Source organism: Candidatus Rhodoblastus alkanivorans, assembly GCF_022760755.1.
Classification (GTDB): domain Bacteria; phylum Pseudomonadota; class Alphaproteobacteria; order Rhizobiales; family Beijerinckiaceae; genus Rhodoblastus; species Rhodoblastus alkanivorans.
In genome coordinates, this window is the sequence record NZ_JAIVFP010000001.1 from 1,617,125 (window position 1) to 1,639,402 (window position 22,278).

Below are 22,278 nucleotides of genomic sequence, written 5' to 3' on the forward strand. Positions count from 1 at the left end.
AGACAAAGCCATGGTCAGGGGCGGATTGCCCAATCTTCGACGAGCAGGTTTTCAACCGTTGCGAATTCCCGAATGTTATTGGTGACCAGCACGCCGCCGGCGGCAAGCGCGTGGCCGGCGATCATCGTGTCGTTGGGGCCGATCGGGGTTCCTTTTTCCGCAAGCTGCTTGCGAATGAGCATGGCTTCTTCCGCCGCGCTGCGGTCCCAAGGCAAGATGTCGGAGAGGCGCGCGACAAAACTCTCGACCAGCGCCGCGTGACGCGGCGAGGCGTTGCGGCCGATCGTTCCCAGCAGCATTTCGTAATAAGTGACCACCGAAATCACGATGCTGTCCTGCCGCTCCACAGCCGCCTGCAGGCGGTCCAGCACGGCGCGCGGCCTTTCGCGCATGACGAACGAGCAGATATTGGTGTCGAGCATATAGACGGCGGTCATTGCTTGCCGTCGTCGTCAAGCGAGATCCGGCCTCCTTCGATCAGCGCCGGCCGTTCGCGCAGGAAATCGGCGTCCGCGCGCGGCTCGTTGGCAAAGGAGCTCCAGCTCGGCCGGACCGGCCGCAATAACAGGGCGTCGCCGCGCTTCTCAATCGTCAGTTCGGTCACGCCGGGGAATTCGAAATCCTTGGGCAGGCGGACAGCCTGATTGCGGTTGTTGCGGAAAATGGAAATCTTGCGCATCGGGAGCCTCGTTGCCGCCAGTATGGCATATGTTTAACATATGTTACGAGCGCCTTAACGCCGCGGAAAGGGGCGCCGACCTAGATTGCGCAATCCGATCAAACGGGCGCCTCCCATGGCCGACATTTCCAAATCCGCAAACCCCGACGCCCTGCGTCTGCGCGCCCTGAAAAAATCCTTCGGCGGGTCTTCGGGCAAGGTCGCGGTGGATGGGCTCGACCTGACCATCCGTCCTGGCGAATTCTATGCCTTGCTTGGCGCCAATGGCGCCGGCAAGACCACGACCTTGCGCATGGTCGCGGGCCTGCTCCAGCCCGACGAGGGCGAAATCTCGATCTGCGGGATCGACGCGCGGAAAAATCCGATCGCCGCCAAGGCGCTCACCGCCTGGCTGCCGGATGAACCCTTGCTCTATGACAAGCTGGCGCCGCTGGAATATCTCGAATTCGTCGCCGGCCTGTGGGGCCTCGATTGCGCCGCCGGCGCGGCGCGCGCGGAAGAACTCTTGCACCGGCTCGGGCTGTGGGAGCAGCGCAACCAGCGTTGCGAGGGTTTTTCGCGCGGCATGCGCCAGAAAGTGGCGCTGGCGGGCGCGCTGATCCATGGGCCGCGCCTGCTGATGCTGGACGAACCGCTGACCGGCCTCGACGCCGGGGCCGCGCGCCTCGTCAAGAACATGCTCGCCGAGCAGACCCGCCAAGGCGTGGCGGTGGTGCTGACCACCCATATTCTCGAAGTCGCGGAAAAACTCGCCGACCGCATCGGGATCATCGCCCATGGCCGGTTGATCGCGGAGGGAAGCCTGCGCCAATTATGCGCCATGAGCGCGGGCGCCGCCAATCTGGAAGATGTCTTCCTCGATCTCACCGCGCGCGGAGAAGCCGCGTGACGGCCTTGGTTGCGCATGCGCCGACCGCTCGCGGAGCAGGCTCGCTTTCGCTCGCGCGCCTCGTTCGCCACGACCTCGTCCTGTCCTGGCGCCGGCTGTGCGCTTTTCTGCGCGCCAAATCCACGGCCAAGGCCCTGATCCTGGTCGGCCTCGCTCTTGCCGTCCTCCACCTCGTCGCGGCGCCTTTCGCCAAGGTCTTGCTGGCGGCGGCTTCGAAAGAGGGCGCGATCCCGCTCCTTGGCATGGGCTTCGTCGTCGTCTTACCCTGGCTGATGTCGCAGGGCCTGACCGGCGCGACGCGGGCGCTCTATTCGCGCGGCGATCTCGACCTTCTGCTGTCGGCGCCGTTGCCGCCGTGCAAAATCCTCGCCTCGCGCGCCACGGCGGTCGCCATCGAGAATTTCGGCGGCATCGGCATGTTTCTCCTGCCGCTCGCCAATATGGCGGCGCTGTTCGGCGGCCCGCGCTGGCTGGCGATCTATCCCGCGCTCGCCGCTTCGGTGCTGGCGGTCACCGGCTTGAGCTTCGCCGCGACGCTCGGCCTGTTCCGCCTGCTCGGCGCCAGGCGGACCCGCTCGGCGTCCCAGGTCGTGGCGACGCTGGTCGGCGCCTGGTTCGTCGTCTGCGCCCAGATATTCAACTTTCTTCCGGCGAAAAGTCAGGCGGAGCTGCATGCGGCCATGGTCCATCCGAAGCCGGGAAGCTGGTTCGACCCCCATGGCCCGATCTGGCTGCCGGCGCGGGCGGCCGCGGCCGAGCCGGTCGCGCTTGCGCTCTGGCTCGCCCTCGGCTTGAGCGTTTTCCTGCTGTCGATCGCGGCGCTCGGTCCTTCTTTCGCGCGCGGCGCGCTGATTGCGGCGGGGGAGGGCAGGTCGCATCGCGCCGGGCGCGACGCGCCTTTCAACTGCATTCGCGCCGCCGCCCTGCGCCGCAAGGAATGGCGCCTGCTCGCTCGCGACCCCTATCTGCTGTCGCAAGTGCTGCTGCAATCGCTCTACACCCTGCCGGTCGCCTTGATCATCTGGAAAAGCCTCGGCCCGAACGGCTCCATCGCTCTGTCGGTTTCGCCGGCCCTGGTCGCGATCGGGGCGCAGCTTTCGGCCGCGCTCGCCTTTCTCGCCTCCTCGAGCGAGGAGGCGTCCGAAATGATCGCCACCGCGCCGGTCGCGCCGGGCGAAATCCTGCGCCGCAAGCTGGAGGCGGTCGCGGCGCCGGTCGCGATTCTGCTGGTTTTGCCGCTCGCCGGGGTCGCCTGGGCGTCGCCGCGCATCGGCCTCGTGACCCTGCTTTGCGCCGCTGCCGCGGCGGCTTCGACCGCGACCTTGAATTTCTGGAAACCGCTGAAGAACCGGCGCGGCGACCTCATCAAGACCCACGCCCAGAACAAGATCGTCGGCCTCGTCGAACATGGCCTGTCGATCTTCTGGGCGGTGGCCGCGCTGATGTTCAGCCTCGGCTCGTGGCTTGGCCTCGTCCCCGTGGTCTGCGCGGGCGCGCTGCTCCTGGCCAGCAAGCCTCGCGCGGGAGCAGCCGATGCCCTCGCCCCCGCGTAAGGTCTTTGTTTGCTTGGGCATTCGCCGAAAGCGTGGGGCGGGGAAAATAAAATCGCCGGCCCCGAGGGGCCGGCATTGAGTTGGCGGTTTCCTCCCGGACGCCGCAATCGACGCCGCGCTTAAGTGCGCGACATCATATAGAGAAGGGACGTTTCAAAGGCGGGAATCTGCTCGGCGCCGATCGCGCGAAGCGCAGCAGGCGCCGGGACAGATACGACCGAACAGCCGTTCGCCGCGCTGAGCCGCATCAGCACGCCGATCTCCTCGGCGAAAGCGGTCTTCAGATCGGGACCCTGGGGAAGATCCTGCGGCGACCATTTCGCCGCCCATCCCCAGATCGTGTCATGCCCGGCAGGAACGTCCCGGGAAATGAAATCTTCCCACAGACGACCGCTCACCTTGGCGACGCTCATGTCTCCCCCCGCCTCAAACCGGATCCATCTCTCCAGCCAGTCGCGTGCTGCGTCAAGCCGCTTGTCCGAAATTGATGAATTTTCCGGACTTATCGTCATTTCAGAGAATGGAACGCGCTTCTGCCGCCCGTCGCAGTCTTTCGCCGCTTTCTGGGTCTTGTCGCCGATTATCGATCTTCCGCCGATTTCACGGTCTTGGCGTTTTCGCCCCACTTATTCCGGAGGGCTGGATAGCAAATTCACTGACCCGCGTAATTGATTCAGCTCAATTTCAGCGCGGGCTCGCCGGTTCCGGCACGCGATAGGCCGAGCTGGCCTTGATCCTTTCCATGGCGAAGCGCGAGGTGACCTTTTTGAGCGGCGCCGCCGCGATAAGCCGCTGGTAGAAGGCGTCATAGGCGGCGGTGTCGGCGACCACCACCCGCAGAAGATAATCGACGTCGCCCGCCATGCGGTAAATGTCCATCACCTCGGGCATGGCGGAGACCGCCTGCGCGAAGCGCGCCAGCCAGCCTTGCGAATGGTCCTCGGTTTCGATCGAGACAAAGACGGTGAGGCCGAGGCCGATCTTCTGCGGATCGACGAGGGCGACCCGACCGGTGATGACGCCCGATTTTTCGAGCTTTTGCACCCGCTTCCAGCATGGCGTCGGCGACAGGCCGACGGCGCGGGCGAGATCGGCGACGGCGATATTCGCGTCTTCCTGGAGCACGGTCAGGATCTTGCGGTCGATCGCGTCCATGACTTGCCCCCTGTACTGGATTCCCGAAAAGCAGTCGCCCGCATCCAGACAAAACGCTGCGAAACAAATGATGAATCTAAGCAGAATTTCGTTGGCGCGCCAATCAATTCCTGCTTGGCGCCCAAAATGTGGCCGCATTCAAAAACAAATTGCTTTCGGCTGGGCGAGCGGCGTTTGAGCATGTCCGCATCATGCTCTTACGGCGCTCCGGGCCACGCCGGTCAGGCCGTCGGCGGCCTTCGGCGGAAATCTATTGCTGAATCTGCCAGCTGGCTTGCCGGCCGATGTCCACCGTCAAAGTGGCGATCGCTTCTTCAGGCGCGCTGTTGAAGCACGCGGCGCGGCGCGGCGCCGCGCCGCTGAAATCGAGTCCTTGGGCGACGCGCAGATGTTCGTCGCGCGGGCAAAACCCTAGCGCGGGGTCGAAGCTGATCCAGCCGATCGGTTCGACATGAACCTCCGCCCAGGCGTGATATGCGCCCGCGCCGTCGGCTCCGTCGGCGCCGAGAAACAAGCCGGAAATGAAACGTGCGGGAACGTCGAGGCTGCGCGCCGCGGCGACGAAAACCTGGGCCAGCTCTCGGGCCGAGCCAGCGCGCGCGGCGAAGACTTCCGCCGCCGGGCGCGGCCAATCCGTCTCGCCCGGGGCGAAGGCCAAAGTCTTGTGGAGTTCCCCCATCAGAAGATGCATCTGGCCGAGCGGGTCGGTTTCATGCGCCAAAGCGTCGATGGCGAAAGCGGTCAATTGCTTGTCGGCGTGGGTCGCCGCCGTGTCGCGCCGGAACACGTCGAGCGGAAGCCGCTCGACCAGTCCGCGCACGACTCCGGCCGCATCATATGTTTCAACCAGCCCTTCCGCCGTCACCGTCAGCCTGTCGAGCGGGCCGTTGTGCGAGCAACTGTGGACGACATTGCCGAAAGCGTCCTTGCTGCGGCGCAGGGTCGCGTCCGGCTGCACGTCGACCACCCAGTCCCTGATATCCTGGGTGTCGTAGCTGCGGGGCTTGAGGCGAAAGACCTGGTTCAACGCGCGAACCGGCTCGGCGTAGGTAATCTGGAGCTGGAACTGAACAGAGGCGCGCATGGAGCGGAGCTTTCCCCGGGACTGAACGTGCGAATTTATCCAATCAGATATTGCTCGGTGATTTCCGCGCCGAGCCGGTTGTTGTCGGTGACGAAGGCGTCCACGAATTCGTGCAGCCCGGACTGGAAGACTTCCTTGATCGAGGCGCTCTCCAGCCGGCGCCTCATGTTGCGGGCGTGGCGCTGGGACGCGCCCTGGATGCCATATTGGTTGGCGATGGCGTCGAGGAAGCGCACGATATTATCATAGCAGGACAGAAGCGAACGCGGCATTTCCAAGCGCAGGATCAGAAGGTCGGCGACGTTCCACGGCTTGATGCTCTCGCGATAGACCCAATGATAGGCGGTGAGCGCCGAAACCGAGCGCAGGATCGCGGCCCATTGGAAATAATCGACCGAACCGCCCACGGCTTCCTGCTCGGGCAGGAGGACGTGATATTTCACGTCGAGCACGCGAGCGGTATTATCGGCGCGCTCGATATAGACGCCGAGCCGGGAGAAATAATAGGCGTCGTTACGCAGCATGGTGCGGTAGCCCGAGCCGTCATAGAGACTCGACGTCTTCTTGACGTAGTCGAGAAACTTGGACAGCTCCTCGCGGTCGATCCGGCCGAGTTCCTTGTGGACGGCCTCGAATTTTTTCAGCTCCAGCCAAGCGCTGTTGATGCCCTCCCACATTTCCGTGGTCAGCGCCGTGCGCACGGCGCGGGCGTTGGTGCGGCCGAATTCGATGCAGTTGCGGATGCTCGACTGGTTGCGCTCGTCGAAGGCCAGATAGGCGATGACATTGGCCTCGTCCGGCGTCTCGAAATAGTCATAGAAGGTTTCGTCGGCTCCGGAGGCGATCAGCACGCTCTGCCATTCGTCCTGCGCCATGGCATAGGCCTTGGGCAGGGCCGCGATGCGGCTGGAGGCTTCGATCAGGCGGGCGAGGAAGTCCGCGCGCTCAAGATAGCGCGAGACCCAGAAGAGATTGTCGGCGGTGCGGGAAAGCATGGGCGACCTTAGCGAGAAAAGCTTCGGGCGGAAAGGCATAGGCCGGTCCGCCGTATGGTGGCGGCAAACGGCGAGAGTCAGGGCGCGGCGGCGTCGGTCTCCAACACCCAGGTGTCCTTGGTGCCGCCGCCCTGGCTCGAATTGACCACCAGCGAACCCTCTTTCAGAGCGACGCGGGTGAGGCCGCCGGGCACGACCCGGACGCCGTCCGAGCCGGACAGCACGAAGGGGCGCAGATCGACATGGCGCGGCGCGACGCCATTGGCGACCGCGGTGGGGCAGGTGGACAGCGACAGGGTCGGCTGGGCGATGAAACCGTCCGGCGCCGTCTCGAGTTTCTTGCGGAAGGTCTCGATCTGCTCCTTGGTCGCGTGGGGCCCGACCAGCATGCCATATCCCCCGGAGCCGTTGACTTCCTTGACCACGAGTTCGGGAAGGTGGTCGAGCACATATTTCAGCGCCTCGGGCTCGCGGCAGCGCCAGGTCGAAACGTTCTTCAGTTTCGGCTCCTCGCCGAGATAGAAGCGGGTGATCTCCGGCATATAGGTGTAGATCGCCTTGTCGTCGGCCACGCCTGCCCCGACGGCGTTGGCCAGCGTGACATTGCCGCCGATATATGCGCCCATCAGGCCGGCGGCGCCGAGCACCGAATCCTCCTTGAAAACGAGCGGATCGATGAAATCGTCGTCTACTCGCCGGTAGATGACGTCCACGCGCTTGTGGCCCTCGGTGGTGCGCATGAATACGACGTCGTCCTTGACAACGAGGTCGCGGCCCTCGACCAGTTCGACGCCGAGCTTGTCGGCCAGGAAGGAATGTTCGTAATAGGCGGAATTGAACTGGCCCGGCGTGAGCACCACGATATTCGGCTCGCTCGCGCAGTTCGGCGGGGCGACCGAGCGCAAGGTCGCGAGCAAAGCGTCGGGATAATTCTCGACCGGCATGACCCGATGATCCGCGAACAGATCTGGCGCTAGCCGGATCATCATCTCGCGGTTCTCCAGCATGTAGGAAACGCCCGACGGCGTGCGGCAATTATCCTCGAGGACGTAAAAATCGTGATCGTCCACGCGGACGATGTCGATCCCCGCTATATGGGTCCAGATATCGTGGGGAACGCGCCGGCCCTGCATTTCCGGACGGTAGCACTCGTTGCGGAACACCAGGTCCGCCGGAACCACGCCGGCGCGGATGATTTCCTGCGCGCCATAGACGTCGGTCAGGAACATGTTCAGCACCTTGACGCGCTGGATCAGGCCGGCTTCGAGCCGCCGCCATTCGTCGTGCCCGAGCAGACGGGGAATAAGGTCGAAGGGTATGAGGCGCTCGGCGGCCTCCTTGTCGCCATAGACCGCGAAGGTGATGCCGATGCGGCGGAACAGCATTTCCGCCTGCTGGCGCCGGGAATCCAGCAACCCGGGCGGCGACGTCTCCAGCCACTTGGCTATGCGCCTGTAAAGGGCGCGCGGCGTTCCAGCGCCATTGTTCATCTCGTCAAAACAGGGAACGCTCATCGGCTCGATCGCCTGGTTGGAAGTTTCACTCTGACCTTACACGCCGCGCCCGCGAACCGGCCGCGCATCCGGTCTTCACAGACTGAATCGTCGGGCTCGCCCGCGCTTTGACCTAGCTTAAATGCCGCGTTGCGGGATTTGACAGCCTAAACTTTAAGCTAGGCGCCCTGTCACGGGCGGAAGAACAATTGGATGCGGTCGGCTGCATAAAAAATGATCAGACTGTCTGAAGTTTTGCTTTCCAGCCCGCGCGGCCCTGTCGCCGCGAGGCCGGCGACACCATTTGCTTCCCGACGTCGCCAGGGTTACAAGCCCCGGACGGCTTTCGCGGCCAGTCGCGCGCTATCGGTTCATCTAATGCGGAAATTCGTCTTCGGCCTTGTCTTCGTCCTGCTCGCCGGGCTCGTCGCCGGGGTTTATTACTTCCATTTCCAGATCAAGCCGGAGATCGCGCGCGCGGCGATCGCCGCCATGCCGCGCCCGGCGGCCGGCGTGGCGGTGGAGGCGGCGCGCGCCGAGACCTGGGCGCCGCATGTGTCGGCGATCGGGACGTTCAAGTCGGTTCCGGGCATCGACGTCTCCAGCCAGGTGGCGGGCATCGTCGCCGCCATCGCCTTCAAGAACGGCCAGGACGTCGAAAAGGGCGCGCTTCTGGTCAAGCTGGACGATTCGACGGAACAGGCCGATTTGCGCACCAACAAGGCGCAGATGAAAAACGCCCAACAGGCGTTCGACCGCCAGAAAATGCTTCAGGCGAGCGGCGTCGCCGCGCGCGCCAATTTCGATCTCGCGCAAGCCTTGCGCGACCAGGCCGCAGGCGCGGAGGACAAGACCCTGGCGCTGATCGGCCAGAAGACGATCACGGCGCCTTTCGCGGGCCGCCTCGGCATCCGCAAAGTTGATGTCGGCCAATATGTCGCAGCGGGCAGCCCGATGGTTTCGCTCCAGCGGCTCGACCCGATCTATCTCGACTTCCCGGCGCCGGAGCAGGACTATCCGAACCTGTATATCGGGCAGGAGGTTTCGGCGCGGCTCGACGCCTTCCCCGGGACGCGCTTCAAGGGCAAGGTCAGCAATATCGACGCGCGGGTCGATCCCACCACCCGGGCGATTCTGGTGCGGGCGGAATTCGCCAATCCCGACAAGAAGATTCTGCCGGGCATGTTTGGCCATGTCGATTTCGAGGCCGGCAAGCCGGCCCGCGTCGTCACCGCGCCGCGCACCTCGGTCGCCTTTTCGCTCTATGGCGATTCGGTCTTTGTCGTCAGGCCCGACGACAAGCAAAAGGGTTTCGACGGCCCGCTCCATGTCGAAAGGCGCTCGGTCAAGGTCGGCGACGCGCAGGGCGACCGCATCGTGCTGCTCGCCGGCGTCGAGCCGGGCGAAAAAGTCGTCACCGAGGGGCAGATCAAGCTCCAGCCCGGCGCCCATGTGCGCATTGAGCCTGACGCGGCGATGACGCCGCCGGCCGTCCGGCCCATGCCGTAAGCGAGCCGACGATGGGCGCCTTTACCGATCTCTTCATCCGCCGGCCGGTGCTCTCGGTCGTGGTGAGCCTGCTGATCCTGCTCGTCGGCGCGCAGGCCGGCTTCAAATTGCAGATCCGGCAATATCCGGCCCTGTCGTCGGCGACGATCACCATCACCACCACCTATCCAGGCGCCAACGCCGACCTCGTCAAGGGCTTCATCACCACGCCGATCGAACAGGCGGTGGCGAGCGCCGAAGGGGTGGACACGCTCGTCTCCAATTCGCAGCAGAACGTCTCGACCGTGACGCTCAACCTGCGCCTCAACGCCAATGCCGACCGGGCGATGACCGACGTGCTGGCCAAGGTCGCGCAGGTCAAGCAGATTTTGCCGAAAGAAGCCAACGATCCGGTGGTGGTCAAGCAGACCGGGCAGGGCACGGCGCTGCTCTATATGTCGTTCAATTCGGACACGCTGACCGCCGCCCAGATCACCGACTACATCACCCGCGTCGTACAGCCGCGCCTGCAAACCATCGACGGCGTGGCCAGCGCCCAGATCATCGGCGGGCAGAATTTCGCCATGCGCATCTGGCTCGACCCCGACAGGATGGCGGCGCGCGGGGTGACAGCGGCGGACATCCGCAACGCTTTGATCGCGAATAATTTCACCTCAGCCGCCGGGCAGATCAAAGGCGATTTCACCCAGACCAGCATCAACGCCCTGACCTCGCTGGAAACGGCCAAGGCCTTCGCCCAGCTCGTCGTCTTCAACAAGGGCGACGCCCTGGTGAAGCTCGGCGACGTCGCCCGCATCGACCTTGGTCCGCAGAGCGTCGATTCTTCCGCCGTCTTCGACGGGCTCAAGGCGGTGTTCATCGGCATTTACGCGACGCCGACCGCCAATCCGCTGACCGTCATCCAGGACGTTCGCGCGGCCTTTCCCTCGATCCAGGCGGCGCTGCCGGCAGGGGTCAAGGGCGCCATCGCCTATGACGCGACCGAATTCATCCGCGCCTCGATCCATGAAGTGGCGAAAACCCTGCTCGAAGCCGGGGCCATCGTCATTGTCGTGATCTTTCTGTTTCTGGGCGACCTGCGCTCGACCCTGATTCCGATCGTCACCATTCCGCTGTCGCTCATCGGCGTCATGATCTTCATGCTGCTGCTCGGCTATTCGATCAATCTCCTGACCCTGCTCGCTTTCGTGCTGGCGATCGGCCTGGTGGTGGACGACGCCATCGTCGTGGTCGAAAACATCTATCGCCATATCGAGGAAGGCTATTCGCCCAAACGGGCGGCTATGCTCGGCGCGCGCGAAATCGCTCTGCCGGTGGTCGGCATGACGATCACGCTTGCCGCAGTCTATGCGCCGATCGGTTTTGTCGGCGGCCTTTCCGGCGCCCTGTTCAAGGAATTCGCCTTCACCCTGGCCGGCGCAGTCGTGGTTTCCGGCTTCATCGCGCTGACCTTGTCGCCGATGATGTGTTCGAAGCTCTTGAAGCCGCATGAGCGCCACGCGCCGGGGGCGGCGCGCAAGGGCCGGCGCAGCATGGTCGAATTTCTGGACGACGCCTTCGAGTCCCTGCGCCGCCGCTACGAGCGCCTGCTGCATCGCACGCTCAACTTCCGCGCCCTGACCATTCTCGTCCTGGTCGGCGTGCTGGCGCTCACCGGCCTGCTCTATGTCTCGACCCCGCGCGAACTGGCGCCGGAGGAGGACCAGGGTCTGCTGTTGACCATGGTCAAGACGCCGCAATACGCCAATCTCGATTATCTCGAAACCGTCACCAGCCGGCTGCAGAAAAACGTCTTCGACAAGGTTCCGGAAAAGGACCATGTCTTCGTCATCAACGGCTCGCAGGGCGTCAATACCGGCATGGCGGGCATGCTGCTCAAACCGTGGGACGAACGGAAACGCAGCCAGAGCCAGATCCTGCAAAGCCTGCAGCCGCTGCTCGCCGATCAGACCGGCGCCCAGGTCTTCGCTTTCGCCTTGCCGTCGCTGCCCGGCTCGACCGGCGGCCCGCCGGTGCAATTCGTCATCCGCACCGCCGGCGACTATCGCACGCTCGCCGGCGTGCTCGATCAAATGCTCGCCGAAGCGCGCAAGAGCGGCCTCTTCATCTTCACTGACGGCGATCTGAAATTCGACACGCCGCAATTCGAGGTGAAGATCGACGCCGCCAAGGCGTCGAGCCTCGGCGTCACCATGCAGGACATCGGCGCGACCCTGGCGACTTTTCTGGGCGGCAATTACGTCAACCGCTTCAATCTCAACGGCCGCTCCTATGAGGTCATTCCCCAGGCGCCGCGCGACTTCCGCCTGACCTCCGACTGGCTGATGCGCTACCAGCTGCGCACGGCGAGCGGCGCGCTGATCCCGCTCTCGACCGTGGTGAGCATCGAACAGAAAACCCAGCCCAATGCGCTGATGAGCTTCCAGCAGCTCAATGCCGCGACGCTGTCCGGCGTGCCTTTCCCCGGCCACACGCTCGGCGAGGCTCTGGGCTTTCTCGAACGCAAGGCGAAAGAGATTTTACCCGAGGGCTATTCGTATGATTTCCAGGGTGAGAGCCGGCAATTCGTCCAGGAGGGCGACACCCTCGCGCTCGCCTTCGTGTTCTCGCTGATCGTGATCTATCTGGTGCTCGCGGCGCAGTTCGAGAGTTTCCGCGATCCCTTCATCGTGCTGATCGCCCTGCCGACCTCGATGTTCGGCGCCTTGTTGCCGCTCAACATTCTCGGCGTCGTCGGCGCCGCCTCGATCAATATCTATACCCAGATCGGCCTGATGACATTGATTGGCCTGATCTCGAAACACGGCATCCTGATGGTCGATTTCGCCAATCAGATGCAGCGCCGCGAAGGCTTCAACCCCCGCGAGGCGATCGAACACGCGGCCGGCGTGCGCCTGCGCCCGATCTTGATGACCACAGCCGCTATGGTGGTCGGCATGATCCCGCTGATTGTGGCGTCGGGCGCCGGCGCCCGCAGCCGCGCCGCGATCGGCATGGTCATCGGCGCTGGCATGAGCGTCGGCACGATTTTTACCCTTTTCGTCACCCCGGCGGTCTATTCCCTGCTGGCGCGCAAGCACGACAGCAGCGAGTTGCTGGATGAGGCCGGGCCGCTCGCGCCGGAAAAGGCGCGAGGGGAAGTCGCGGAAGTTTGACGTTCGGTCGCCAGGCGCAGCCCTGTCATGGCCCAGCGCAGGAAATGCACGTCGTCGCTGTCGGCAGCGCCCGCAATCTCTTGGGATCGATGTCTTCGCCGCAGCGGACGCAGACGCCGTAGCTACCTTCGGCGATCCGCTGCAAGGCCGCGCGAATCTGGCGGATTTCCTGAAGTTTGGATTTTTCGATGCCTTCGAGCGCGTCCTGGCCTTCGAGCTGGGTCGCCTGTTCTTCCCAATCGGCGGAAAGCGAGGAGCGCAATTCGCTGTCGATCTCCGCGACGAGACCGGTCAGTTCGAAAAGGCGCCGTTCGAGCGCTTCGGCGATATCTTTATAGTTTGTCATGTTTGGTCGATCCGATAGCGAACATGAGGCCGGATGTCAGGGGCGGCGTCTCATGAATCCGTCCGGTCCCTGCAAAGGTTTTTCTCATATGGCGTTTCAACTCCCGGCGAACAGCTTAGAATTGCCGGAGACAGATGCAAATTGGATTTGACGGCCTGGTTGATCTGCGGGATCGGCGCCGCGCCGCTTGTGGGCGATCTCGATTTTGGGGTGGAGAAGCAAAGCGTGATCGGTCATCATCGCGCCGAGTTTGTTCTATGTGATCGATTCCTCAGGGCAACGCCTCAAGCCAGGGCATGAAGCTTCGACAGGAGAGTTGATCCGGTGCGGTTCAAATCCATCCTTCCCCATCTCCGCCGTTTATTCGTCGCCGCCGTGCTGTCGGCGGCGCCGCAATTCGCAGCGGCGCAATCCTCGGATATTCCCAGCTGGCTGCGCGCCCATGTCGGCGAAAGCGAAGGCCAGATCGCGCCGGTGGTCCTGCGCCGGGCGCGGGCTCTATATTTCGAGAAAGTTCGCGCCGGCGAGGTCCGAAATCCCTGCTATTTCGCCATGGACGCCACCCGTCCCAATGATTTGGGCCATGGCCGTCTCGGGCGCCGCTTCTACATCATTTGCGAAGCCCGGAAATCCTTCCGCGCGATTGCGGCGGGGCATGGCGGCGGCCGCGACCTGAGGGGACTGGCGAATTTCGAAAACGGCAGGCAATGCGCGAAGAACTTCGGCAATGCTATGGATTCCAAGCTGACGACCGGCGGGCCCTATGTGACGCGTGAGACCAAAACGTCGTTCAAAGGCTATTATCGCGCTGCCGGCGGGCAGGCGGCCCTGGTGCGCTCTTTCGTCCAGTTTGACGGCGAAGGCGACGCCGCCAACGCCCGGCCGCGCGCGATCGGCGGCCATGCGGCCGAAGTGTTGCGAAACCTCTGCCTGCGGAAGGAGCCGGGCAGCCCTCATGCCGATCGCGAGGGCTATGTTCCCTTCGGCAATCTGGTGATCTATGCCGGCGGGCGCAGCAATGGCTGCACCTCCTGGTCGCCGGAGGACGCCGGGCTCGTCATCCCGATTATGGAAAAAGATCCGACCACGCTCTACATCTATCCCGAATCGGACGACATCGTCGCCGTCGCGCGCGCGGTGAAGGCCGGCTGGCTGCTGGCGGGCGCGGGACTCTATTGGAACGCCGCCTGCCTCAAACAGATCCACGCGCCGAAATTCTGGTCGAAGGAAACGCTCGGCCCTATCCTCGCGCGCTATGAGCGCGATCATCCGCCCCCGCCGCCGCGACCGTTGCCGTTTTGCAAGCGGTAGCAGGACCTAAGCTCGGCCCTCCATCCACCACATTGCAATCCATGCGCTTTGGATCGCGCGTCGTCACGGTTCGATCAGCCAATAGGCCTCGCCGGACTTTTCGCGCTCGGGGAGGCCGCGTTGCGGGGCCGTCATCTCGCGATTGACGATCTTCTTGAAGTCATTCATCGCCTTGGGCTCGGCGAACACATAGGAATGGCCGGAGAGCTGCGCATCCACCGATTCGATGCCGCCCGCGACCAGAATGTCGGCCCCGCCGCTGCCGGCGCGCGGGGCGCTGTGATAGCCCTGCGAGATCAGGATCGCGCGGTCATATTCCGAGGCGTAGAGCGTGCGCAGCGCGCCGATCTTGTTCGCCTGCCGCAATTGCTGGCGGAATACGTCCTGGGATACGTCGGGCGCGGCGAAGACGGCGACGCCGATGGGCAATTTTGCTTTTTCCAGCGCGAAGTCGCGCAACATTTGCAGCAGGATGCGGTTGCCCATGCTGTGGGCGACGAAATCGATCCGCAAGTCCGGCGCAATCGCCGCGATCCGGGTTACGAGATCGGCGAGATGCGGCTCGCTCCAGGCGCTGGAATCCTCGTCATAGGGATAGGCGAAGGCCGAGCCTTCCGACGGCCAGCTCCAGGCGACGATCGCGCCAGCATAGTCGAGGTTTGCGCCAAGCTCCAGCGCCAGTTCGGCGACGCCGCGGAAGGACGTGTTGAAGCCATGGATCAGGATCAGGATTTTCGACGCCTCCGCGGCGCGCGTCGCCGCGACGATTTCTTGCGCGCACTCGTCCACGCCCATGGCAAGGTTTGGCGGCGCGGACGGCAGGGACGGCGGCGGCGCATGCCGCGCCGGGGCGCCGAGCAGTCCGCAGGTCATCCGATAGGGATCGAGCCGCCGCGCCCCGAAACGGCTGACGAAATCCGCACCCCCTTCGTCGTCGCGGTCGGTGGCGAAGAACACCGGCGAGTTCATTTTCATTTTCGGCGCCGGCTCCGCGGGGGGCTTGGATGGGGGCGCCGCCATGCCGTGAACCTCGATTTCCGCCTTACGCCACATCGCCATGTCGCGTTTCATCGCCGCTTCCCCGCCGGCCGCGCGCATCGCCATGGCCATCCGGGCGTCGTGGTCGAGGCGGTTGATTTCGACATTGGGCAGGCGGCGGATGGCGTCCTCGCGGGCGACAAGTTCGGCATTGGCCATCGCCCGCGCCTGTTCGGCGGCGGTGGTGATCGCGTTCTTCTCGAATTCGCTGCGCTTCATCCAGGAGGCGGGCGCGGCCGCGAGCAGGCCGGTCTCGGGCTTGCCGACGGTAAGATAGAGCGTGCCGGCGAAATTTTCGGCGAAGCTGAGCGTCGTGGCGTCGAGATGGGTTTGCATGGCGTTGGCTTGCCTGGCCTTCGTCTCGTCCATCGCGCCGCCTTTCGCCGCCATTCGCAAATTGTCGAAATCCTCCCTCGTTCGGACGGGGGCGCGGGTCAGCAGATATTCGATCGAATGGGACCAGATTTTCAGAGGGAACAGGCCGGTGCGTCCGGCGTCGGCCGCGGCCGACGCGCCCAGAAAACTGTCCTGCATCAAGAAGACTTCCTTCGCCGATTTGAACAGGTAAGGGCGGCTGAGCAGCGACGCCGCGGCGCCCGTGGGCTGAAGCGCCTTGCGGTCCGCCTCGTCGAGCGCGAAGACGCCAAGATCGGCCTCGCCATTTTTCAGCGCCGCCATGGCTTCGGCGTCGCTCGCGACCGGCTTTTCCACGATCGCGAGGCCGGCGCCAGCGAGAACCTTGCTCGCGGCAAAACTCTTGACGAAGGGATCGTCCGCGAAAGCGGCGGTGACAGCGAAGCGGAGTTCCGCCGCTTGGGCCAAGCCAGGCGACCAGAGCAGGGCGACAACGAGCAAATGCCAAAACTTCATGGGGTCTGTTCCGCAGGAACCATTGCAGCGGTTACGTGAAAGGCGTCGGAAAGATTACATCATTTCGTGACCTCGGGGCGTCAAAACCGGGCGAAATGCCGCTTTAGAGTAGCCTCCGCCTAAGGTGCCGCCGTTTGGCGCCGGTTTTTCCGCCTTTGCCTAAAAATGCGGCTTGCTCAGAGCGGGGGCGGGAGTCAGAACCAATCGTCCAACAGAAGGTCAGCGGGATCGGGGGAGTTTCGATGAAGACGGTCGAGGAATTTCTGGCCTATTCCATCCATCTCGAACAGGAAGCGGCTTCGCGCTTCGGCGAACTGGCCGACGCCATGGAGACGGGCGGGAACCGCGAAGTCGCGCAATTATTCCGCCAGCTCGCCGATTATTCAAGGCTGCACCTTGCCGACGCCAAGGCGCGCGCCGGTTTTCGTGAAATTCCCGAAATCGGGCCGATGGATTTCATATGGCCCGATCTCGAAAGCCCGGAAAAGGCGGCGATCTGGGGCGCCGATCCGCTTCTGAGCCGACGCGAGGCGCTGGACGTGGCTCTGGCCGCCGAAAAGGCGGGCCATGATTATTACAGATCGGTTCGCGACACGACGGACGATCCGGAGACCAAGGTCCTCGCCGCTGAATTCGTCGATGAGGAAGCCGGCCACGTCGCCGTGCTGAAAAAGTGGATCGCCGCCGCCGAGGCCGGCCATGTCGCGCCGGCGGAGTGAATTCACGCGCGAATTGCCTTCCGCCCGCCATCTGCGCTAATCAGCCGGGACCTTCTTCATCCCGGCTCATCATGAACAATCTCGATCCCGTCGCGCGTCGGCGCACCTTCGCCATCATTTCCCACCCCGACGCCGGCAAGACCACGCTCACCGAAAAGCTGCTTTTGTTCGGCGGCGCCATTCAGCTCGCGGGCGAGGTGCGGGCCAAGGCCAATCGCCGCCAGACCCGCTCTGACTGGATGGGCATCGAGCGCGAGCGCGGCATTTCGGTCGTCACTTCGGTCATGACCTTCGAATATGGCGATTGCGTCTTTAATCTCTTGGACACCCCGGGCCATGAGGACTTTTCGGAAGACACCTATCGCACGCTGACGGCGGTCGATAGCGCGATCATGGTGATCGACGCCGCCAAGGGCATCGAGGCGCGCACGCGCAAACTCTTTGAAGTCTGCCGGCTGCGCGACATTCCGATCATCACCTTCGTCAACAAGATGGATCGCGAGTCGCGCGATCCCTTCGACCTGCTCGACGAGATCGAAAAGACGCTGGCGCTCGACACCGTGGCTTTGACCTGGCCGATCGGCCGGGGCAGGAATTTTGCGGGCACCTATGATTTGCGCGCCAATGTGGTGCGGCGGCTAGAAGAGGACGCCGAGCCGATCCGCGTCTCCGGTCCGGACGACCCGAAGATCGCGGAAATTTCGTCGGACGCCGACGCAATGCAGGCCTGTGAGGAGATCGAACTCGCGCGCCAGGCGCAAAAGCCGTTCGAGGTCGAGGCCTTTCTCGAAGGCCATCTCACGCCGGTCTTTTTCGGCTCGGCGCTGAAAAAATTCGGCGTGCAGGACGTGATCGACGCTCTGGCCGAATTCGCGCCTTCGCCCCAGCCGGTCGAGGCCTCGACCCGCACGGTCGATCCGCGCGAGAGCAAGATGAGCGGCTTCGTGTTCAAGATTCAGGCGAATATGGACCCGAACCATCGCGACCGCATCGCCTTTCTGCGCGTCACCTCCGGAAAGCTCTCGCGCGGCATGAAGGCGCGGCTGTCGCGCACGGGGAAGAACATCGCCCTGAACGCGCCGCAGTTCTTTTTCGCCCAGGACCGCCAGATCGCCGACGAGGCTTTCGCGGGCGATGTCGTCGGCATTCCCAACCACGGCGCCTTGCGCATCGGCGACACCTTGACCGAAGGCGAGAACCTGGTCTTTCGCGGCGTGCCGAGCTTCGCGCCGGAAATCCTGCGCCGGGTGAAGCTGGGCGACGCGATGAAGGCCAAGAAATTGCGCGAGGCGCTGCAGCAGATGGCGGAAGAGGGGGTGGTGCAGCTCTTCCTGCCCCATGACGGCGCCCCGGCCATGGTTGGCGTCGTCGGCGCCCTGCAGCTCGACGTGCTCGCCGAGCGCCTGCAGGCGGAATATGGCCTGCCGGTCAGTTTCGAGACCAGCCGCTTCGAGATCTGCCGCTGGGTGAGCGCCGACGATCCGGCCGAGCTTGAAAAATTCGTCCGCGCCTATCCGTCCTCGATGGCCGACGATCTCGACGGCGCGCCGGTCTTCCTGGCGCAATCGGTCTTCAACCTGCGCTACGACCAGGAACGCTGGCCGGCGATAAAATTCGCCGACATCAAGGATTATCAGATCGCGCGCGCCTGAGGCCGCGCGTTTCTTCCCGCGACCGGAAGCTGAAACCCGTCATTGCGCGCCAAAGGGCCCGCGATGACGGAACACATGGTCGCGGCGTGGCCGCGTTAACCACAATTGAAGTCTGCAAAGAGTTTTTTGCGCGCCTCAAATGCACCATTATGATACATTTACCAAGCATGCATGTTATAAGACGCAACATTAATGTAATAAATTGGCTCAAAAATCGTTAATAGTCACGCTAATAGCCGCGGTTATGCCTATAGTGTTCAAAACATGCCTTAATGCCTTGTTGTTGAAAATGTTTTTTCTCGAAACTATTCTATTTTCACGCAAATAATTGTTTGAGGCTGTCGAAATGTCCTTGTGCGACCTCCTGGCAGGCTCCGTCGCTCGTGTCGACGGCCAGGCCATCAATGTCTTGAACCCTGAGGACGCGCTTGGCGCCGTGCGGGCGCGGCTGCGGGCGCGCCTCGGCTTTACTTTCGCCACGCTCAATCTCGACCATCTCGTGAAATTGCGCGCGGACGCCGCCTTCCGCGCGGCTTACGCGCGCACGACCTTCGTTTCGGCGGATGGCGCGCCTGTCGCCGCCCTTGCGCGCCGGCAGGTTCCGCAAATCCAGCGCACTACTGGCGCCGATCTCCTGGTTCCGCTCTGCAAGCTCGCGGCGGGCGAGGGCGTTCCAGTCGCTATGTTCGGCTCGACCGAACAAAGCCTGAGGCTCGCCGCCGAAAGATTGCGGATGCTCGCGCCCGGTTTGGATATCGTCCTGATCGCTAGCCCCGATTTCGGCTTCGACCCGCGCTCTGACGAGGCCGACGCCTGGGGCGCGGCCATCGCGCGCAGCGGCGCCCGGCTCTGCTTCGTCTGTCTCGGCGCGCCGAGACAGGAAATTTTCGCCGACCGCATGGCGCAGATCTATGGCGGCATCGGCTTTGTCGGCGTCGGCGCGGCGGCCGATTTCCAGTCCGGCGCGCAGGCGCGCGCGCCCCGCGCGGTTCAGGCTTTCGGCATGGAATGGGCATGGCGGCTGGCGAGCCAGCCGCGCCGCCTTATGGGGCGCTATGCTCAATGCGCGGCGCTGCTTGCGCGCCTGTGGCTGGACCAGAAGCTCGGCCCTGTCGCGCCCATGGAGGTCCAGGAGGCCAGCGAATGAGCGTCGCGCCGCAGAGTGATTCCTCTGCAACGCCGCCCGGCCGAACGGCCGCGCAAAAGGCGGTTGCTGCGAAAAGTTTCTTGACGCGTCCGCCCTTCTTTGCGCATCGTCCCCCTCAATCGTAGCCGGGGGATTCCATGCACTTGACCCGTAGCGCCATTCTGGCGGCCGCCGTGCTGGCGCTCTGCGCCGGCTCCGCCTCGGCCCGTCCGCGCGAGCGCGCCGAGGATTTCTTCACCATGAATTACGACGGCCGCATGCCGGCGTGCGACGACGGGACTTCGCTCTATGAAATCTCGCAGCGTTTCGCGACGGCCGAGGCCTTCACGTTCAACTCGCCCTTGCGGATGGCCGCCTTCACCGACATCCGCCAATCCGGCTTCCGTCCCAACGGTTCCGATTTCATCCCCCGCCGCTATTGCACCGCCAAGGTCGTGTTCAATGACCACAGCGTGCGCACCATGAAATATTTCATCGTCGAAAGCGGCGGCTTCATGGGGTTCAACCGCGGCGTCCAATTTTGCGTGCTCGGCCTCGACCGCTACCGCGCCTTTTCGCCGGACTGCGACGCCGCCGGTCCCTGATCGCGCTTTCGGAACCGCAAGATGAAGGGTTTTCTGGCCGCGGCCCTGCTGCTTCTCGCCGCGGCGCCCGCCCTTGCGGCGGACGACTGCATTCTCGACAATTGCGCCGACCGGCGCCCCCCGTCGCAGGGCCAAGGCGCGCCCGATGCGCCGCGCCCGTCGGATTTCCGGCGCGGCGGCGCGCCAGCGGGCGATTTCGACTTTTACGTCCTGGCGCTGTCGTGGTCGCCGAGCTTCTGCGAAATGGGCGGCGCCCGCCGTTCGCCGGCCCAATGCGCGCGCGGGGCCAATCCCGGCTTCGTCGTCCACGGGCTGTGGCCGCAAAATGACAATGGCTATCCGAGGAATTGCCCCGGCAACCCCTTCCTTCCCTTTGCCGTCTTGTCGCGTCTGGGCAATCTCTATCCCGATCCCGGTCTCGCCCGTCATGAATGGCGCCAGCACGGCCTGTGCTCCGGCGAAAGCCCCTCGGCCTATTTCGCCGATGTCCGCGCGGCCCGCGACGCGATCGTCGTGCCGCCGGCTTTCAGGGCGCCCGATGCCGATCAAAGGCTGTCGCCGCTCGCCATCCAGCGCGCCTTCATCGAGGTCAATCCGCGCCTGCGGCCGGGCATGATGGCGGTGACCTGCCGCCGCGGCCTGTTCCAGGAGGCGCGCTTTTGCCTTTCCAGGGATCTGCGCAATTTCGTGGCCTGTCCCCAGGTCGCGCGGCAGGGATGTTACAGCCAGAGCGTCGTCGCGCCAGCAGCGCGATGAACTACCGCCACGACTTCCACGCCGGCAATTTCGCCGATGTCCTGAAACATGTCGCTTTGGCGCGGACGCTGCTCTATCTGCGGCGCAAGGACAAGCCGTTCCGGGTCATCGACACCCATGCCGGGGCCGGGCTTTACGATCTTTCCGGACCGGAGGCGGCGCGCTCCGGCGAGGCGCGCGACGGCGTTCTCCGCCTGCTTCAGGGCGCGGACCTCGGCGCGGCGGGGGAACTGATCGCGCCTTATCTCGACGCCGTGCGCGCGGCCGGCGCCCCGCGTTTTTATCCCGGCTCGCCGGCCATCGCGCAATCCCTGCTGCGGCCGCAGGACCGCGCCCTGTTCTGCGAATTGCTGCCGCAGGCCCTGGAGAGCTTGCGGCGGGTTTTGGGCCGCGATTCGCGGGTCAAGGCGATCGGGATCGACGGTTATGCCGGCCTCAAGGCTTTTGTCCCGCCGGTCGAGCGGCGGGGACTGGTTCTGATCGACCCGCCCTTCGAGCGCCGCGACGAATATGAGCGCCTGTTCGACTCGCTCGGCGCTGCTCTGCGCAAATGGCCGGGCGGCATTTTCATGGTCTGGCAGCCGGTCAAGGAGCGCGACATTGCCGACGCCTTCTGCCGCGCGCTCGCGGCCCAGGCGCCGGATTGGCTGCGGATCGACCTTCAGGTCGAGGCGCCCGCGCCCGGCCGTCCGCTCGCTCGCACCGGGCTGATGGTCGTCAATCCGCCCTATGTGCTTGAAGAGGAAATGAAAATCATCGTTCCGGCGCTGGCCCGCGCGCTGGCGCGCGGGGCGGGCGCCGAATTCTTGATCGAAAGCGGCGGCGGAGCCGGCGCCCATGATACTTAGGGCGAAAAAAACAGATACTTGCCAAGCGCGTCATTCTGCCGCAACTTTATGAATTTGGGGGCTTCGCCTTGGCGAAGGGGCTGACGAGAAAAACAACGCAGCCTGTCTTGCGACGAAAAAGACTACACAAAAAAGCAAGGGGGGTCCGCCAAGCGGCCGATGGGGAATCGGGCCGGTTGGACTGCATTTGGAATTGCAATCCCAGCGGCGCGCCGCCCGAACTGTCGGCCTTGAACGGAGGAAATGCGTCATGGCTCAGTCGGGGACGATTAAATTCTTCAATGCAGACAAAGGCTACGGCTTCATCCGGCCCAGCGACGGCGGGCGGGATATTTTCGTACATATAACAGCGGTTGAGCAGGCGGGCCTGTCGTCGCTCAACGAGGGCCAGAAACTCTCCTTCGAGGTAGAGCCGGACAAGAAGGGCAAGGGACCCAAGGCGGTCAATCTCCATCTGGAATGATCCATTCAGACGGCGGAAAAGCTCCGCGGCGG

The 22,278-nt window shown here is 64.1% G+C and carries 22 protein-coding genes; 13 read left to right on the forward strand and 9 right to left on the reverse strand.

From position 1 onward, the window contains the following. Positions 1 to 14: 14 nt before the first annotated feature. Together K2U94_RS07455 and vapB are read right to left on the reverse strand one after the other, a co-directional pair. Positions 15 to 437, reverse strand: a complete 423-nt coding sequence (locus K2U94_RS07455; protein ID WP_243066602.1) for a type II toxin-antitoxin system VapC family toxin — start codon at positions 435 to 437, stop codon at positions 15 to 17. Next, a complete protein-coding gene (gene vapB / locus K2U94_RS07460) occupies positions 434 to 679 on the reverse strand; it encodes a type II toxin-antitoxin system VapB family antitoxin (protein WP_243066603.1) in 246 nt (81 codons plus the stop codon). The genes K2U94_RS07455 and vapB overlap by 4 nt, the downstream gene beginning before the upstream one ends. A 115-nt stretch (positions 680 to 794) precedes the next feature. On the opposite strand from vapB, the gene K2U94_RS07465 reads away from it, so the two are divergent. Next, positions 795 to 1,568 (forward strand): ABC transporter ATP-binding protein, encoded by a 774-nt coding sequence (locus K2U94_RS07465; RefSeq protein ID WP_243066604.1) that lies wholly within the window; start codon positions 795 to 797, stop codon positions 1,566 to 1,568. Next, the gene (locus K2U94_RS07470) at positions 1,565 to 3,121 is read left to right on the forward strand and encodes a hypothetical protein (RefSeq protein ID WP_243066605.1); all 1,557 of its coding nucleotides are present in this window, start codon (positions 1,565 to 1,567) and stop codon (positions 3,119 to 3,121) included. Before K2U94_RS07465 ends, K2U94_RS07470 begins: the two co-directional genes overlap by 4 nt. A 119-nt stretch (positions 3,122 to 3,240) precedes the next feature. On the opposite strand, the gene K2U94_RS07475 is transcribed toward K2U94_RS07470, so the two are convergent. From K2U94_RS07475 to K2U94_RS07495, 5 genes are all read right to left on the reverse strand, one after another. Continuing rightward, positions 3,241 to 3,534, reverse strand: coding sequence for a hypothetical protein (locus K2U94_RS07475; RefSeq protein WP_243066606.1), 294 nt, complete (start codon positions 3,532 to 3,534; stop codon positions 3,241 to 3,243). 271 nt (positions 3,535 to 3,805) lie between these two features. Further along, entirely contained in the window at positions 3,806 to 4,276 is a 471-nt protein-coding gene (locus K2U94_RS07480; RefSeq protein WP_243066607.1) for an Lrp/AsnC family transcriptional regulator, read from the reverse strand. 250 nt (positions 4,277 to 4,526) lie between these two features. Next, on the reverse strand, positions 4,527 to 5,360 hold the full coding sequence (locus tag K2U94_RS07485) for a transglutaminase family protein (protein WP_243066608.1): 834 nt from the start codon (positions 5,358 to 5,360) through the stop codon (positions 4,527 to 4,529). 35 nt (positions 5,361 to 5,395) lie between these two features. Further along, complete coding sequence (locus K2U94_RS07490) at positions 5,396 to 6,355, reverse strand: alpha-E domain-containing protein (RefSeq protein ID WP_243066609.1); 960 nt, start codon at positions 6,353 to 6,355, stop codon at positions 5,396 to 5,398. Positions 6,356 to 6,432: 77 nt separating this feature from the next. Continuing rightward, positions 6,433 to 7,869: a circularly permuted type 2 ATP-grasp protein gene (locus K2U94_RS07495; RefSeq protein WP_243066610.1), complete on the reverse strand. Its 1,437-nt coding sequence runs from the start codon at positions 7,867 to 7,869 to the stop codon at positions 6,433 to 6,435. A gap of 357 nt (positions 7,870 to 8,226) precedes the next feature. Here K2U94_RS07495 and K2U94_RS07500 point away from each other — a divergent pair, with 357 nt between their 5' ends. Next, positions 8,227 to 9,357 (forward strand): efflux RND transporter periplasmic adaptor subunit, encoded by a 1,131-nt coding sequence (locus K2U94_RS07500; protein ID WP_243066611.1) that lies wholly within the window; start codon positions 8,227 to 8,229, stop codon positions 9,355 to 9,357. 11 nt (positions 9,358 to 9,368) lie between these two features. Next, complete coding sequence (locus tag K2U94_RS07505; protein ID WP_243066612.1) at positions 9,369 to 12,512, forward strand: efflux RND transporter permease subunit; 3,144 nt, start codon at positions 9,369 to 9,371, stop codon at positions 12,510 to 12,512. Positions 12,513 to 12,537: 25 nt separating this feature from the next. On the opposite strand, the gene K2U94_RS07510 is transcribed toward K2U94_RS07505, so the two are convergent. Next, a complete protein-coding gene (locus K2U94_RS07510; RefSeq protein ID WP_243066613.1) occupies positions 12,538 to 12,858 on the reverse strand; it encodes a TraR/DksA family transcriptional regulator in 321 nt (106 codons plus the stop codon). A 141-nt stretch (positions 12,859 to 12,999) separates the two neighbouring features. On the opposite strand from K2U94_RS07510, the gene K2U94_RS07515 reads away from it, so the two are divergent. Further along, a complete protein-coding gene (locus K2U94_RS07515; RefSeq protein ID WP_243066614.1) occupies positions 13,000 to 13,158 on the forward strand; it encodes a hypothetical protein in 159 nt (52 codons plus the stop codon). Between the two features lie 24 nt (positions 13,159 to 13,182). Next, the gene (locus K2U94_RS07520) at positions 13,183 to 14,169 is read left to right on the forward strand and encodes a murein L,D-transpeptidase catalytic domain family protein (protein WP_243066615.1); all 987 of its coding nucleotides are present in this window, start codon (positions 13,183 to 13,185) and stop codon (positions 14,167 to 14,169) included. A 63-nt stretch (positions 14,170 to 14,232) separates the two neighbouring features. Here K2U94_RS07520 and K2U94_RS07525 read toward each other — a convergent pair whose 3' ends face one another. Next, on the reverse strand, positions 14,233 to 16,077 hold the full coding sequence (locus K2U94_RS07525) for an alpha/beta hydrolase (RefSeq protein WP_243066616.1): 1,845 nt from the start codon (positions 16,075 to 16,077) through the stop codon (positions 14,233 to 14,235). Between the two features lie 242 nt (positions 16,078 to 16,319). Between K2U94_RS07525 and K2U94_RS07530 the strand changes: the two genes are divergently transcribed. The 7 genes from K2U94_RS07530 (at position 16,320) to K2U94_RS07560 (ending at position 22,246) form a co-directional block, all read left to right on the forward strand. After that, entirely contained in the window at positions 16,320 to 16,796 is a 477-nt protein-coding gene (locus tag K2U94_RS07530; protein ID WP_243066617.1) for a ferritin-like domain-containing protein, read from the forward strand. A 71-nt stretch (positions 16,797 to 16,867) separates the two neighbouring features. After that, entirely contained in the window at positions 16,868 to 18,448 is a 1,581-nt protein-coding gene (locus K2U94_RS07535; protein WP_243066618.1) for a peptide chain release factor 3, read from the forward strand. A gap of 352 nt (positions 18,449 to 18,800) precedes the next feature. Beyond that, on the forward strand, positions 18,801 to 19,595 hold the full coding sequence (locus K2U94_RS07540) for a WecB/TagA/CpsF family glycosyltransferase (protein ID WP_243066619.1): 795 nt from the start codon (positions 18,801 to 18,803) through the stop codon (positions 19,593 to 19,595). 137 nt (positions 19,596 to 19,732) lie between these two features. Then, positions 19,733 to 20,179, forward strand: coding sequence for a hypothetical protein (locus K2U94_RS07545; RefSeq protein ID WP_243066620.1), 447 nt, complete (start codon positions 19,733 to 19,735; stop codon positions 20,177 to 20,179). Positions 20,180 to 20,200: 21 nt separating this feature from the next. Further along, positions 20,201 to 20,935, forward strand: coding sequence for a ribonuclease T2 family protein (locus K2U94_RS07550; RefSeq protein WP_243066621.1), 735 nt, complete (start codon positions 20,201 to 20,203; stop codon positions 20,933 to 20,935). After that, positions 20,896 to 21,783, forward strand: coding sequence for a 23S rRNA (adenine(2030)-N(6))-methyltransferase RlmJ (locus tag K2U94_RS07555; protein WP_336606155.1), 888 nt, complete (start codon positions 20,896 to 20,898; stop codon positions 21,781 to 21,783). The genes K2U94_RS07550 and K2U94_RS07555 overlap by 40 nt, the downstream gene beginning before the upstream one ends. 250 nt (positions 21,784 to 22,033) lie before the next feature. Then, positions 22,034 to 22,246 (forward strand): cold-shock protein, encoded by a 213-nt coding sequence (locus K2U94_RS07560; RefSeq protein WP_243066622.1) that lies wholly within the window; start codon positions 22,034 to 22,036, stop codon positions 22,244 to 22,246. The last annotated feature ends 32 nt before the right edge of the window (positions 22,247 to 22,278 follow it).

Excerpts from the sequence above, each read along its gene's own strand:
- K2U94_RS07455 (WP_243066602.1), bottom strand. The coding sequence starts at position 437 with ATGACCGCCGTCTATATGCTCGACACCAATATCTGCTCGTTCGTCATG.
- vapB (WP_243066603.1), bottom strand. The coding sequence starts at position 679 with ATGCGCAAGATTTCCATTTTCCGCAACAACCGCAATCAGGCTGTCCGC.
- K2U94_RS07465 (WP_243066604.1), top strand. The coding sequence starts at position 795 with ATGGCCGACATTTCCAAATCCGCAAACCCCGACGCCCTGCGTCTGCGC.
- K2U94_RS07475 (WP_243066606.1), bottom strand. The coding sequence starts at position 3,534 with ATGAGCGTCGCCAAGGTGAGCGGTCGTCTGTGGGAAGATTTCATTTCC.
- K2U94_RS07480 (WP_243066607.1), bottom strand. The coding sequence starts at position 4,276 with ATGGACGCGATCGACCGCAAGATCCTGACCGTGCTCCAGGAAGACGCG.
- K2U94_RS07485 (WP_243066608.1), bottom strand. The coding sequence starts at position 5,360 with ATGCGCGCCTCTGTTCAGTTCCAGCTCCAGATTACCTACGCCGAGCCG.
- K2U94_RS07490 (WP_243066609.1), bottom strand. The coding sequence starts at position 6,355 with ATGCTTTCCCGCACCGCCGACAATCTCTTCTGGGTCTCGCGCTATCTT.
- K2U94_RS07495 (WP_243066610.1), bottom strand. The coding sequence starts at position 7,869 with ATGAGCGTTCCCTGTTTTGACGAGATGAACAATGGCGCTGGAACGCCG.
- K2U94_RS07500 (WP_243066611.1), top strand. The coding sequence starts at position 8,227 with ATGCGGAAATTCGTCTTCGGCCTTGTCTTCGTCCTGCTCGCCGGGCTC.
- K2U94_RS07505 (WP_243066612.1), top strand. The coding sequence starts at position 9,369 with ATGGGCGCCTTTACCGATCTCTTCATCCGCCGGCCGGTGCTCTCGGTC.
- K2U94_RS07510 (WP_243066613.1), bottom strand. The coding sequence starts at position 12,858 with ATGACAAACTATAAAGATATCGCCGAAGCGCTCGAACGGCGCCTTTTC.
- K2U94_RS07525 (WP_243066616.1), bottom strand. The coding sequence starts at position 16,077 with ATGAAGTTTTGGCATTTGCTCGTTGTCGCCCTGCTCTGGTCGCCTGGC.
- K2U94_RS07530 (WP_243066617.1), top strand. The coding sequence starts at position 16,320 with ATGAAGACGGTCGAGGAATTTCTGGCCTATTCCATCCATCTCGAACAG.
- K2U94_RS07535 (WP_243066618.1), top strand. The coding sequence starts at position 16,868 with ATGAACAATCTCGATCCCGTCGCGCGTCGGCGCACCTTCGCCATCATT.
- K2U94_RS07545 (WP_243066620.1), top strand. The coding sequence starts at position 19,733 with ATGCACTTGACCCGTAGCGCCATTCTGGCGGCCGCCGTGCTGGCGCTC.
- K2U94_RS07550 (WP_243066621.1), top strand. The coding sequence starts at position 20,201 with ATGAAGGGTTTTCTGGCCGCGGCCCTGCTGCTTCTCGCCGCGGCGCCC.
- K2U94_RS07555 (WP_336606155.1), top strand. The coding sequence starts at position 20,896 with ATGTTACAGCCAGAGCGTCGTCGCGCCAGCAGCGCGATGAACTACCGC.
- K2U94_RS07560 (WP_243066622.1), top strand. The coding sequence starts at position 22,034 with ATGGCTCAGTCGGGGACGATTAAATTCTTCAATGCAGACAAAGGCTAC.